Here is a 12119-nt window from a genome sequence, read left to right on the forward strand (position 1 = left end):
TGCGCGACCCGATGGCGGCGTCGCGCGGTGCTCGAAGTCCTCATGTACCACTCGTACACTCCGGTTTCTGCGCTCCGGGCTCCTTGCCCTCGGGCCGCTCGCTACGCTTCTCACACACCCTCTTAGGCAGCTTCGCGGGTCGGCCCCAGCCGTTCTCGAAAACGGTCTCTTCCGCCGGGCGGCGCGTGTCCCAGCCTACCGTTTCCAGCAAGGGTTCCGGATAGAAGGCGTCCACATGCCCCAGGCAGAGCACCGCCACCGGCCGGGCGCCCTCCGGCAGATTCAGCAATTGGGCCAATTCGTCCGGTTCGAACAGCGAGACCCAGCCCATCCCCAGCCCTTCCGCGCGAGCGGCGAGCCACAGGTTCTGAATGGCGCAGGCGACCGAACACAAATCCATCTCCGGCAGCGTGCGCCGGCCCAGAATATAACGTTCGCGTCCCTCGGTCAGCGCTGCGACCAGCAGTTCGCCGCACTCCAGGATGCCTTCGAGCTTCAGGCGCCGCACCTCTTCCGCCCGCTCGCCGCAGGCCGCGGCGGTCTCTTCGCATTCCGCCCTTACCAAAGCATGGATGGCGCGGCGAAGCGACGGATCGGTGATGCGTATGAATCGCCAGGGCTGCATGTAACCCACGGAGGGAGCGAAGCGAGCGGCTTCGAGCAGCCGCTGCAATACCGCCGGATCGATCGCGCCGGGGCGGAAATGGCGGGTGTCGCGCCGTTCCCGGATGACCCGGTAAATCGCGACACGGTCGTCGTCCGGGTAGCGATGTTCCGTCATTGGTATTCCGTCATTAGAGATCGATGCCGGCTTGCGCCCGCACGCCGGCCCCATAGGCATGCTTGACATCGCGCATCTCGGTCACGGTGTCCGCGGCGTCGATCAGCCCTTGCGGCGCGCCGCGCCCGGTAACCACCACGTGCTGCATGGGCGGGCGCGCAGCAAGATCCATCAGCACCCTCTCGATGTCCAGATAACCGTATTTCAGGGGATAGGTGAGTTCATCCAGAACCACGAGTCCATAACCCGGATCGGTGAGCATGGCGCGGGCTGTTTCCCAGCCTTCGCGGGCGACGGCGGTATCCCGTTCGAGGTCCTGCGTCTCCCAGGTAAAACCCTCGCCCAGCACCCGCCATTCCACGTCCGGTTGCCGCCGGAAGAAGGCCTCTTCCCCGGTATCCGAACGGCCCTTGATGAACTGGCACACGCCCACCTTCATGCCGTGCCCCAGAGCGCGGGCGACCATGCCGAACGCGGAAGAGGACTTGCCCTTGCCGTTGCCGGTGAGGACCAACAGCAGGCCCTTGTCCAGCGTGGCTAGTGCGATGGCGCTGTCGACGACCGCCTTCTTGCGCGCCATCCGCCGGCGGTGGCGTTCCTCTCGCGACGAATCCGACATGGGGGACCTGCGTCAGTGCGCCTGACGTCCGTCGTCTTCAGCGGACCGCCCAGGTCTGGCCAAGCCGAAGGCCAGATGAACCAGGATTGCCGCCGTGATGTACAGCGCAATGCCTTCCAGCGCATGCGGGAAGTATCGGGCCAGCCGTGCGCCGAATTCGGCGAAGCTGGTTTCCTCAAAACGCCCGGAGAAGAAGTAAAAACCGCCGCTGGTCAGGAGTTCGCAGATTGCGGCACCGGTCACCAGAGCCAAGGCCAGCAACGGCAGGGTGGAGAACCGGAAATGGTAACGGCGCGCGTACCAGCGGCCCGCCAGCCACAATGCGGCGTAGGCCGGCAAAAGGAATCCGTAGGCCGGGCTGACGCAGAAATCGCTGACGCCCAACCAAGTAATGGCCACGTAATCGCTGACCACAGCCAGCCCGAGCAAGGCCGGGAAAGCCCAGACCGAGCGCAGATAGAAACCGGCGAGGAAGAAGACCGCCCACGACGCGTCGGGCAAATGAGTGATGCTCGCGAAATGGTGGCTGCGGGTAGCGGCCATGAGTACGGCCAGCCCCAGGGCGATAGACCAAACGTTCTTCGATGTCGTGTCATGCATGTCGGATCTCCATGGTTGTAGTTAGTTGTGCCGGGCGCTCATCCCCGACGAGGATGTCGTAAAAGTCGCTCCCGGAATGTAGGGCGGGTTAGCCCTTCGACAGGCTCAGGACAGGCCCTTCGACTTAGCTCAGGACAGGCTCCCTCGCGTAACCCGCCGATCCCGGAAAATAGCGGATTAAGGCAGGGTACCGCCTGATCCGCCCTACAAAGCTGAAATTACAAGGCATCCGGCGCGTAGCGCACGGTCAGGAAGAAATTCAAGTCGTCCTGATAGAAAAAACGGGCAGTCTGATACTGCTTGTTCAACAGATTAGCCACCCGCCCCTCCAGAGACAAGCCCCGATACAGATCCACGCTGGCGCGCAGATCGACCGTCACGTAACCCGCCAGCCGCTGGGTGTTGGCCACATCGTCGAAACGGCGGCCCTCGCCGTAAACGGTCGTTCCGACCCGAACCGGACCGACCGAGCGGTCCACGTCGAACCGGAACATGGTCTGCGCGCGGCGCGGCAGCCGATTGCCATTATTGGCTCCTTCGGACAGATTTTCGGGATCGATCAGGCTCAAATTGGCCGCGATGTCGAAGCCCCACAGCCGAGTCGAGGCCTGGGCTTCGAGGCCGAGTATGCGCGCCCGGTCCAGGTTTTCGGCGAAGCAGCTCACCTGGCCGCACACGGTGGCGATCATGTCGTCGATCTCCGTGTGATAGCCGTTGAGCGCCCAGGCCACGTCCCAGTGCTGTCCGCTGATTCCGACTTCCCAGCTCTCCGAGGTTTCCGGCTCAAGCATCGGATTGCCGAAACCGGGGAAATAAAGTTCGTTGAAGGTGGGCGCCTTGAAGGCCTTGCCCCAGGACGCGCTCAGGCGAATGCCGTTGTCGAAGCCATAGCCCAAGGCCACATTGCCGGTGGGATAGACGCCGAACTGTTCGTTATCGTCGACGCGCGTACCCAATACCGCGTCGAATCCGCCCAGGGTCAGCTGGTACTGGGCGAAACCGGCCTTGTCGTCGCGCGAATCCACGGCATAGTCGGTCGTGCTGTCGACCTGATCGTTGTAGTAGTCCAGCCCCAGAGTCAAAAGGTGCCCCTCGGCCAACGCGAAATCGTTCTGCCAGGTGACGTTGACCCGCTGAGTGTCGAAAGTGCTGCTGAACCGCCGATCCCTGAAGTTGTCCGACTCGTCCAGGGTGCGGCCTGCCCTGAGGCTCGTGGTCCAGAATTCGAACGGCGAATATTTCAGGCGGCCGCCCACCATTTGCTGCACGAAGGTCGAGCGGTTCTGCAAATTGCCGTCGAACTCGTTCTCGCCTTCCGCGTGCAACAGATTGCCCTCGATTTCCAGGCCGTTGTCGAAGCGGTAGCCGGCGCGAGCGCTGCCCGAAGTGTTGCGATAGCCGTCGTCGTCGGGCTGACGGGTGAAGCAGCCCCCGCCGCCCAAGCTGAAAGGCCGCCCGGCGCATGCGTTGAAGCCGCGCGTTTCCAAACGCGAACCGTTCAGGCTGTACCACGCCCGGTCGTTGCCCCCGGATACGCCGCCGGTAGCCTTGTACATCGAATGGCTGCCCGCGCCGAAACTCAGGTAAGGCTTGAAACCCTCGCCGCCCTTGCGGGTGAAGATCTGGATCACCCCGCCGATCGCCTCCGAACCGTACAGGCTGGAGCGCGGCCCACGGACGATCTCGATGCGTTCGATCTGGTCGATGGGGATGTCCTGGAAGGCCGTGATTCCGGTAGTGGCCGATCCGGCGCGGACGCCGTCTATCAGTACCAGCACATGACCGGATTCGGTTCCGCGCAGGAACACCGAAGTGGACTTTCCCAGACCGCCGTTGTTGGCGATCGACAGGCCGGGCACGCCACGCAGGACCTCCTGCACGGACTGCGCCTGCCGGCGCTCGATTTCGTCGCGGTCGATGACGGTGACCGAGGCCAGCGATTCCTCGACGCTCCGCTCCGTTCGAGTGGCGGTAACGGTAACGGTTTCGAGCCGGGAAAGATAGGCATCGTCGGCACGGACCGACGGCAGACAAAAAAACAGCAATGCCGCCTCTAGGCAGCGGTTTTCGATTTTCATGTTCGATGACTTCCCCCGAGCACACCCGCGCGGGATAGGATTGCGCAAAGCACACGGAGGAAGCCGCGGACGCATTAGTCCGGGAGGCCGATCGAACGACCGGAGGCTTGCCCTGCGGGGTGAAATACAAGGATGTATTTCTACAGGATTTACCGGAAGCGCTTAGAGTTCCCCCTCCCGTCTGGAGAAGGAGCTGAATGCATAAGTCCTGTCCTAGGTAAAGGCCATCCAGGCGTCGCCCTCCGCGATGCCGACCTGGCTTCAGGCCGGTCTCCGGGCTCGCGAGCGGGGGTCCTCCCCGGAACAGCGCCTTCCCGCGCTCTAAAAGCGCAGTGGCATTGTGCTGTTCCTCAACTCGCTTACCGTTGCGGGGGCAGCGCCGGCCTTGTTCCTCATGAGTCAGGAACGCACCGGCTTCCCGTTTAATCCCGGCCGTAGAGCTCGCCGGGACACCTGAAGCGGTCGGCAGGTTAATCGATGGACGGGAAGGCGTCAATAAAAAGTGAATGGCATAACAATCGGCACACGGCAGGGTGTCGCAAAAGTAAGCCGGGACAACGAAGGAATCCCAGAAATCCATCTGGTGTGCTGGTTCCCGAACTCCCGTTTGGGAACCCGTCTTGAGAAGCTCCTGCTTCTCAGCGCGCGTCCGGTTTCGGGAAGCCAGAGCTTCCCGATATAGCTCCCAAGCGGGAGCATGGGAGCTGACGAAATATAATGAGCCGCACCGTGGACGCCCTACCCCTTGTCGCACCCGATCGGTACTACCCATGACCCTTTCGGCTTCGTGGTCCGTGCGTCGCCGGCAACCGGCAATTTCTCTCGGGTCAGGCGTTCGACATCGGCAACGGTCACGAGATAGCGGTCGAGTTCCTTTTCGACCGCATCCTTCGTGTTCGGCACGATCCACGCGATAGCCCGGCCGTCCCCGCGCACGATCACCTTCCAAAAAGCGTCCGGCGTTTTCACGCCGTGAGATTTCACGAAATAGTCGTCGGCGGGATTGTGTCCCCAGATCACCCCGCCGATCACCAATAGCTCGTCGATATCCCGATAGCACTCGACGATTTCCTCGGTGAGCTTCCATGCACCGCGATTCATCTGGGAAGTCTGCGGCAGGATATTGGTCATGAAGTTGCTCTGCCGGATCGCCACCGCCGAAGCATCGAGATGGTTGGCCGGAACCTGGTGCCCGCGGTCGTAGCCGTGGCCGTAACCCTTCGCGCTGGTTTGCTGGCATTCCTTCGGCACGTAGGGATCAATCTTGAAGTGGTCGGCGCGAGGCTCGCTGCCGTCGTCGCGCTGGGCGTTGTAGCGGAATTTCACCGCGCCGCGCTTCTCGCAGTCGATCCATACCGTGAAGCCTTCGTAGTCGAGGCGGAGCAGGTTTCCTTCGCGGTGAATCTCGGTCGGCGGGACGGCCGTCTTATCGGCGCGCAACGCCGGGTACGCAGGGACGCCGCCACGGGGAACACCGGTACAAGCGGCAAGCACCGCGGAGAAGATCAGGGGCAGTAAAGCAAGACGTCTCATGGCTCGGAACAAAAAAGCGCGGAGTCTATCAAAACCGCGTGGAACGATCGAACCTTCTTGGAAAGGGCCGTTAAGGAAGCTCCGAACAAGCGGATTCCGTTCATACCCCTTCGACAGGCTCAGGAGAGCCTTCGACAAGCCTATCCTGAGCCTGCCGAAGGGCCTGTCCTGAGCCCTTCGACTTCACTCAGGACAGGCCTGTCGAAGGACTTAATCAGAGCTTCTTTAACGGCTTAGACACGCCCTACCGGGCATTGACAGCCGCGGCGAAAATTGTGATCTTTTCAAGGAACCGATCGACCGGCGGGCGGTTAGCTCAGCGGGAGAGCACTGCCTTCACACGGCAGGGGTCGCAGGTTCGAACCCTGCACCGCCCACCATAGATTCAATAACTTAGATCAGATTCCCGGTACTCGGCAGGGGTGAGCACTCAAATCCACTTCTAAAGACCCCTGCTTCCCAGGCTCCAAAAATGCCACGGTGACGACCATTTGATTTCGCCACGGCAACAAAAAACCCGGCCGCTTTCGCGAACCGGGTTGTCGCTCGAAGGTTTCCCGTTCAGGATCGGCAAGCGGCAAGCTCCCGCTCAGAATCCCGGAGTTCCTTAATCAGTTCGCCGGCCTTTTGGACTCGCTGCGCGATGTCGCGGATTACGTAATAAAGTCCGCTAATCGCTGGCGCGTACTCGATTAAAGCGGGGTTACCCCAGGCGCCGATGATTCGATCAATCGTCGGCGGGTTTTGGCGTATCACGCAAAAGCTCTTTTATGCTCTCCAGGAAATCAGCGGATTCCAACAACCTGTTTCGCGCCACTCCAACGATTTCCGCTAGCCCGTGCCCCTTTCAACGTCTGGCAAATCCATGGTTCGCTCAGCCTCAGCGTGTGCAACATAATCGTCTATTGCAGCACCGACAACGGCCAGCATGGTACTTGTCATGACCAGCGTGTGCGCCACGGCTTGGCATTCGGATTTGAGCGATGCTTTCATGAGTTCCCCCTTCAATCTGATCCCACCGGTTCGAATATCAGCTTTTCGGCCCGCTCGATCCGGGAATCGACTTCATCGAGCAGCTTGTTTGCTCCGAAAACCGTTGTCTGCGTCCAGCCGTCGGACGCTGCAACTGCCGATCGCAACAAATCGAGCATGGCCCGCGCCTCTTCCAGCGCATCAGCCGTGCTTGCGGGGTCGTGGGTGGTGTGGGATTCGTTTGACATGGTGAATTGCTCCAGTTGAACGAGCGCCACCAGAATGAGGGTGGCACGGCCTCAACTACAGCACACAGACTGCTCGGCTTATTCGTCCGGTTTCCCGGCTTATCTCACCGTATCGACCGCACCATAAATCGGTGCTCGCCTTTCGCAAGGCGCAAAAAAACCGCAAGGCTTACGGGTTCGGGGTCCGCTTTCTGTTTAGTAGTGCGTCCAGCAGACGCCGGGCGGGTCGGGGGAGTCAAGGTCCGCTGAAAAGACCTTTGAAATCAACAAACGTCGGTAAGATCGGCGGTCGCATCGAGCATCCACCCGAGCTGCGCCGCGAAAAGCGCGCGCCACGCTTTGCGGTCCACTCCTACGAACATGCGCGGGCGATGATGACTCAGGACATGTAGGACCTATACGACGTATAGGTCCTAGTTCACTGTTCCGTCAAGAAGTTGATGGTCAGCTCGGACCGCTGGTTAATCCGACTTCCAGGTGATCTGCGTGATGGCGTTCATGTCCTCGAATTTGTCGTCGTGGCACGACGGGGTCGAACTCGTCAGCGACAACGTGTGCGTGTCCTGCGACGTGACGAAGCTCATGTGGAGACTCCCTGACCCCATTCCCTTTGGCCCCTGGCCGAAGACATAAATGGCCGACTTGCGGGCGATCCCGTCGAAGTACTGGTAAACGATCGACATGACACACGCCCCGTTGTTGCCAACGATGATCTGGGACAGGTCGGTGGTGCCGTTGATCGACACCTGTGAGCCGTTGGGGTCGCCCAACGGCAGATTGCCGTAGGCCGTGCCCGACGTTTTCCCCGCGTCACTTGTGGTGAACTCGTACACCTGCGTGTTGATGGAACCACATCCTGTCGGATTGGTGTTGCTGCTCATGGTCATTCTCCTTTTCTTTTTCATAGATCCCGCCCGTCACCTTAGCCGGGCTACCGCTTGCAATTTATCACCCAACGGAGGGAGCGGTCCTTTCAGCCTAGGCCAGAATCGGTGGAATGCAAGGTTCGGCACGGTTGAATGATTCCGTGACAGAATCAAATGGTCGGGATAGACTGATTCCGTCACGAAATCACAAGGTACGAACATGACACGCGGAGGGAAGCGGTCCGGCGCCGGCCGGAAACGGAAATGGAACTGCGAGACGGTCACCATGCGGGTGCCGGCGCATTTGGTCGGCGAGATTCAGGCATTCATCGAGCAGCGCATGGGTGAAGCTCACAAGGGGCCCGACAACCCGCCCGCACCCGAACCGCTGGAACTGTGGCAGGGCGATAAACGATGTCAGGCGGCCACGTCCGGCGGCAGATGACGAATGAATTTCTCGAACAGCGCATCCCAATCGGTGGGCGGCGGCTCGACGTTTTGCAACGACCGCGCGGCCTCCAGGCGCGCCAAGCGCTGTCTTAGGTTCATCGATGAATTCCTCCCGTCATGCCCGCCCCAACGCCAGGTCCAATTCGGGCGGCGAGAGATTGAGCTTTTCGCGCATTGTCTTATCGCTGTCGCCGGCTGCACTCAGGGCAGTCACTTTTTCAACGAGTTCGCAATGCGCTTTCTCTTCCGGAAGATCGATCACACGATTTGCAGCAAACCCCACGGCCTGAGCAAGCGGGGTCAGTTCGTCGGTCAACTGCTTCAGCACCCGAGGCATGGCATCTATGATCGCCGCCAGTTCAAGCCGGCGCACGACAAGGCTTTGCAGGTCGATTTCGTCACCGGCCTTGATCGCCGCATAGACGGCGCCTTCAACTTGCGTCAAGGTCGGCTTGGCACGCATCGAGGAACGAAACCGCTCGTTTGAGAATGGCGTCGTGTTCCTGACGCGCCTTCATTGCTTCTTCGTGCCTGGCTTCGGCTTCGGCGATACGCTCATCAAATTTGTGGTCGGTGATTTTTAAACCTCGTTTTGGTCATAAGCCTCTGTACAGGCGCTTGAGAATCTCAAGGGCCCGAGTCAGATACCTAAGTGATGAATCGGGATTTGGATTGATCGTATTGGCTTAACCATGACACGCATGACGACGGGCGGTGGAAGGTTGCGAGTGGTTATGCCGTGGATAACTGATGGCCGGTACATGCCGGCCACTGCGCTGACTTTTGGAGACCAGACATTGGCCAGCTCATGCCGCTTGGTGAGCGGCTTGTAAACACCGATAGCACCTAACAGGATGGTGAAAAACTCCCCGATCTTTCCCCTTACCCCTCCCCGGAAGGCTTTTTTTGGGCGGGAAATCGGGTTTTCCGCCGGTCTGTCCGGCCTTTCTGCCCCCGAGCCAGGGCTTTTCCGCCCCCTTCGTCCGCTTCTGGGCAGACTTCGGGCGCCCCCCGCCTCAGGCAGGCGCTGCCCGCGCCTCGGATCTAAAGCTCCCTATTGCGCGGCCTATCGATATGTTCCATCGGTGCCAATTCAATTCGATCGGCAGTGACGTGGCAATGCGGCGCGCCATTGGCAATGTTGTAACTGTTGCGGTGATGGAAGGGGCGAAAGCTGTCTGCGCGCTCCGACACATCGGGCATGACTTTCTCGATTTTCCAGCCGAATTCGGTATCCGTGACGCCGTAATGCTCTCGGTATATCCAGGCACCGCATTCGTCCTTGCGCCATTGGGTGGCGTCGTGATCCTGCATGACGCGACCTTTCTCCCAGATGGTTTGAATGGTGTCCTCATCAAAAGTCATTTGTGGCCTCTATCAGGAAGGGGGTTTCTCTGTCATCAGGTGGTTCAGGCTAGGCGCTCCGTGCACCGCATCGGCCAGAGCCGATGCGGTAAGCCATCGGTCAGCGACAGCCAAAGCAACATCCAGCCGGAAAACATCAGGTCGATGCCCACTAAAAGGCCCAATAACCAAATGGCAGCGGCCGGCCATTGGGCAATGACCAGGAGCCCGAGCAGCATCGAGAGGACTCCTCCGGCGAGCGGCAAACCCCAATGTTCCAAGGGGCGCAGCCGGAGCGCTTGGGCGATACGAAAAGCGCCGTTGGCCAGAAAGAGTATCGCGATCAGGAATGTGATCGACGGGATGCCGCTCATGGGGAACAAGATCAGTAACTGGCCGACCGCAAGGGTGAGCAGACCACTTAAGAGTGACGGCCAAAAGCCGACCCGGTGTCGCAGGCGAAAGGCATGGAGGCCCTGCGCGATGCCGGAGAAGACCAGAATCCAGGCGATCGTCAGTTCCGTCGCCAGAGTGGCGACGAACGGAAAGAAGATCGCAGCCACGCCTAGAAGGATCAACCGATGCCAAGTACGAGCCCCCCCTTCCAATGTTCCCGCACACCATCCATTCCCGCGCGCGAAGCAGTCGAAGAGGACCGTAAGGATGAGAGGCGCATAAGATATGTCCTTATATCGAAATATCGAAGCCCATTTATGGACAATGACGATCTGGAATCGTTTTTGTTCAAATTGTGTCTATTCCCGGTTGCTACGAGCTCCGTGGAGCTGGCTGGCTCGCCTCACCGGCGTCCACATGCAGCGGTGGGGACGAAAGGACAGGCGGCTTGGGAAGCCCAGCGGCATTTTGGTGTTATGAGCGCCAAGTTGACTATCCGACTAGGCTTGAAATCACGGCACTGAGAAGAAAGAGAACAAGCCCGCAGAGGATAGAGTCCAAACGCATATCGAAGGCTCCGGCGGGCAGTGGCTCAACGCCGGGCGGTCCGGCAGACGGGCTATCTACGAGATCAAAGGAGGCGTATCGAAATGACGGAGATTCCAAACTGGTGGATGAAGGGTGATTGGTTCGACGCCTGTAGCTGCAACGTTCCCTGTCCTTGTACCTTCGCCCAGGCGCCGACGGGTAACCACTGCGAAGGCATCATGGCTTACCACATCCGTGAAGGTGCCTTCGGAAGCGTCCGGCTCGACGACCTCGCTTACTGGCGGGCCGAGATTCCCGGGCGGGCGAAGGCATTTGCCGAGGCGCTCTCGGGTCCGACCACGCCCGCTGGCGCTAGGGTGCAGCTCCACAATGCGCCCGGGTCGGAGGTGGGCCCCGGCCAGATCGCCACCTGGGCGCGGGCCTCGGATAACGAAGTGGACGCCTTCGGCTTTAGGTGGAACTGGACCGGTCCTGTCTAGCTCCCTCTTCCGGTCCCCTCGGACTCCGCCGGACCCCAGCCAGCCGGCGCAGCGTGGGAACGAGAGGACGAGACGTCGCAATCCGTTTCTCTTCCCCATCTCGCTGAACTCGGAGTCTTCCGGTGAACGCCGCGGGTGATGACCCGGTCCAAAACCTAAGCAATCGATCTTTCCTAAGGCGGCGATTCATGAGAGCCGAACATCCAAGCCTAGCCCGCCGGCTGTTGCTGCAATGCCTTGCCTTGACTGCCGGAATGTTTACCGTAGGCGGCGCGTTTGCCGCGGAACCGACTCGAACGCCGCGGCAAACCCAGGGTCCTTTTTATCCGAACCGGCTCCCGCCGGACACCGACAACGACCTTCTGATCGTGAACGACTCCGTCACGCCGGCAGCCGGGGACGTGACGCATCTCACGGGACGGATTCTCGGCCCGGCCGGAGAGCCCGTTCCCAATGCCATCGTCGAAATCTGGCAGGTGGATCATCAGGGCATTTACTTGCACACCGCGAGTCCCAATCGTGAACGGCGCGACGAGAATTTCCAGGGCTTCGGGCGATGCCTGACCGGTCCAGGCGGCGAGTACTACTTCCGCACCATCAAACCCGTGCCTTATGCCGCCGGCGTCCAGCGCACGCCGCACATTCACGTCATCGTCAACAAAGGCGGGCAGCGGATGCTGACCACGCAGCTGTACGTCAAGGGCCATCCGTTGAATGAACAGGACTTCGTTCTCAAAGGCATCCGGGACAAGGCGGCTCGCGAATCGGTCCTGGTCGATTTCACGCCGGCCGCCGATTCGCGGATCGGGGGACTGACAGCACGTTTTGACATCGTGATCGGGAAAACTCCGGAAGCCCCCTTGGAAGACTAGCAGGGCGTCGGCAAAGAATTGCCGACCTACTCCGGCTTCTTTCTCCTCTTCTTTTGGCCGTATGCCGCTCGGCCAAAACAAATGTCAAAAAAAGAGTGCCGGATCGGGCTCTTTTCGAATTGGCGCAAGTCAAAGGGGAAGGGCTAACCCTTTCGGAGACTTTTTATGCCTAAGGATAACCCAACCAATAGTTACGAAGACTTTCTGCTGAACGAACTCGCGGGACTGAGCGGACTCGACGACGAAGAGATACGGGAGATTTTGAAGAAGATCGAGGAAGAGAAGGCTGAACACGAGAACGACGCCGCCGAGAAGAGACATTGAGCCGCTTT

17 protein-coding genes, 1 tRNA gene and 1 riboswitch are annotated in these 12119 nt (G+C 60.2%); of the genes, 6 read left to right on the forward strand and 12 right to left on the reverse strand.

Going from position 1 to position 12119, the window contains the following annotated elements:
• Window positions 1–40 precede the first annotated feature (40 nt).
• The 5 genes from bluB to ACR2TX_RS19785 form a co-directional block, all read right to left on the reverse strand.
• Window positions 41–781 carry a 5,6-dimethylbenzimidazole synthase gene (gene bluB / locus ACR2TX_RS19765; RefSeq protein ID WP_156881880.1) on the reverse strand — a complete coding sequence of 247 codons (741 nt, stop codon included), beginning with the start codon at window positions 779–781 and terminating at the stop codon, window positions 41–43.
• A gap of 13 nt (window positions 782–794) precedes the next feature.
• On the reverse strand, window positions 795–1400 hold the full coding sequence (gene cobO, locus ACR2TX_RS19770; RefSeq protein ID WP_077731376.1) for a cob(I)yrinic acid a,c-diamide adenosyltransferase: 606 nt from the start codon (window positions 1398–1400) through the stop codon (window positions 795–797).
• 12 nt (window positions 1401–1412) lie between these two features.
• Complete coding sequence (locus tag ACR2TX_RS19775; RefSeq protein WP_156881878.1) at window positions 1413–2000, reverse strand: hypothetical protein; 588 nt, start codon at window positions 1998–2000, stop codon at window positions 1413–1415.
• A gap of 218 nt (window positions 2001–2218) precedes the next feature.
• Window positions 2219–4078: a TonB-dependent vitamin B12 receptor gene (gene btuB / locus ACR2TX_RS19780; protein WP_347259127.1), complete on the reverse strand. Its 1860-nt coding sequence runs from the start codon at window positions 4076–4078 to the stop codon at window positions 2219–2221.
• 247 nt (window positions 4079–4325) lie between these two features.
• Window positions 4326–4550, reverse strand: a riboswitch (cobalamin riboswitch).
• A 266-nt stretch (window positions 4551–4816) separates the two neighbouring features.
• Window positions 4817–5611 carry a DNA/RNA non-specific endonuclease gene (locus ACR2TX_RS19785; RefSeq protein WP_434130579.1) on the reverse strand — a complete coding sequence of 265 codons (795 nt, stop codon included), beginning with the start codon at window positions 5609–5611 and terminating at the stop codon, window positions 4817–4819.
• Between the two features lie 305 nt (window positions 5612–5916).
• On the opposite strand from ACR2TX_RS19785, the gene ACR2TX_RS19790 reads away from it, so the two are divergent.
• A tRNA-Val gene (locus ACR2TX_RS19790) sits at window positions 5917–5991 on the forward strand.
• A 451-nt stretch (window positions 5992–6442) separates the two neighbouring features.
• On the opposite strand, the gene ACR2TX_RS19795 is transcribed toward ACR2TX_RS19790, so the two are convergent.
• Complete coding sequence (locus tag ACR2TX_RS19795) at window positions 6443–6604, reverse strand: hypothetical protein (protein ID WP_156881934.1); 162 nt, start codon at window positions 6602–6604, stop codon at window positions 6443–6445.
• A gap of 11 nt (window positions 6605–6615) precedes the next feature.
• A complete protein-coding gene (locus ACR2TX_RS19800; protein WP_086132749.1) occupies window positions 6616–6831 on the reverse strand; it encodes a hypothetical protein in 216 nt (71 codons plus the stop codon).
• A gap of 257 nt (window positions 6832–7088) precedes the next feature.
• Here ACR2TX_RS19800 and ACR2TX_RS19805 point away from each other — a divergent pair, with 257 nt between their 5' ends.
• On the forward strand, window positions 7089–7223 hold the full coding sequence (locus ACR2TX_RS19805; protein ID WP_276205406.1) for a hypothetical protein: 135 nt from the start codon (window positions 7089–7091) through the stop codon (window positions 7221–7223).
• Window positions 7224–7292: 69 nt separating this feature from the next.
• Here ACR2TX_RS19805 and ACR2TX_RS19810 read toward each other — a convergent pair whose 3' ends face one another.
• Window positions 7293–7712, reverse strand: a complete 420-nt coding sequence (locus ACR2TX_RS19810; RefSeq protein ID WP_077731396.1) for a hypothetical protein — start codon at window positions 7710–7712, stop codon at window positions 7293–7295.
• A 205-nt stretch (window positions 7713–7917) separates the two neighbouring features.
• On the opposite strand from ACR2TX_RS19810, the gene ACR2TX_RS19815 reads away from it, so the two are divergent.
• Window positions 7918–8142 (forward strand): hypothetical protein, encoded by a 225-nt coding sequence (locus ACR2TX_RS19815; RefSeq protein WP_077731397.1) that lies wholly within the window; start codon window positions 7918–7920, stop codon window positions 8140–8142.
• Here ACR2TX_RS19815 and ACR2TX_RS19820 read toward each other — a convergent pair.
• The 4 genes from ACR2TX_RS19820 to ACR2TX_RS19835 all read right to left on the reverse strand — a co-directional run bounded on the left by ACR2TX_RS19820 (window position 8115) and on the right by ACR2TX_RS19835 (window position 10099).
• Window positions 8115–8246 (reverse strand): hypothetical protein, encoded by a 132-nt coding sequence (locus ACR2TX_RS19820; RefSeq protein ID WP_276205407.1) that lies wholly within the window; start codon window positions 8244–8246, stop codon window positions 8115–8117. The two genes, ACR2TX_RS19815 and ACR2TX_RS19820, sit on opposite strands and share 28 nt — an antisense overlap.
• A 16-nt stretch (window positions 8247–8262) precedes the next feature.
• On the reverse strand, window positions 8263–8610 hold the full coding sequence (locus ACR2TX_RS19825) for a hypothetical protein (protein WP_086132748.1): 348 nt from the start codon (window positions 8608–8610) through the stop codon (window positions 8263–8265).
• A 581-nt stretch (window positions 8611–9191) separates the two neighbouring features.
• Window positions 9192–9512: a hypothetical protein gene (locus tag ACR2TX_RS19830; protein ID WP_086132747.1), complete on the reverse strand. Its 321-nt coding sequence runs from the start codon at window positions 9510–9512 to the stop codon at window positions 9192–9194.
• 44 nt (window positions 9513–9556) lie between these two features.
• Complete coding sequence (locus tag ACR2TX_RS19835; RefSeq protein ID WP_434130580.1) at window positions 9557–10099, reverse strand: HdeD family acid-resistance protein; 543 nt, start codon at window positions 10097–10099, stop codon at window positions 9557–9559.
• 438 nt (window positions 10100–10537) lie between these two features.
• On the opposite strand from ACR2TX_RS19835, the gene ACR2TX_RS19840 reads away from it, so the two are divergent.
• The 3 genes from ACR2TX_RS19840 (at window position 10538) to ACR2TX_RS19850 (ending at window position 12111) form a co-directional block, all read left to right on the forward strand.
• The gene (locus ACR2TX_RS19840; protein ID WP_434130581.1) at window positions 10538–10915 is read left to right on the forward strand and encodes a DUF1326 domain-containing protein; all 378 of its coding nucleotides are present in this window, start codon (window positions 10538–10540) and stop codon (window positions 10913–10915) included.
• A 188-nt stretch (window positions 10916–11103) separates the two neighbouring features.
• Window positions 11104–11787 (forward strand): protocatechuate 3,4-dioxygenase, encoded by a 684-nt coding sequence (locus ACR2TX_RS19845; RefSeq protein WP_086132744.1) that lies wholly within the window; start codon window positions 11104–11106, stop codon window positions 11785–11787.
• 165 nt (window positions 11788–11952) lie between these two features.
• Complete coding sequence (locus ACR2TX_RS19850) at window positions 11953–12111, forward strand: hypothetical protein (RefSeq protein WP_168183682.1); 159 nt, start codon at window positions 11953–11955, stop codon at window positions 12109–12111.
• Window positions 12112–12119 lie beyond the last annotated feature (8 nt).

It is taken from the genome of Methylocaldum sp. GT1BB (assembly GCF_051027545.1).
In the GTDB taxonomy this organism is placed as follows: Bacteria; Pseudomonadota; Gammaproteobacteria; order Methylococcales; family Methylococcaceae; genus Methylocaldum.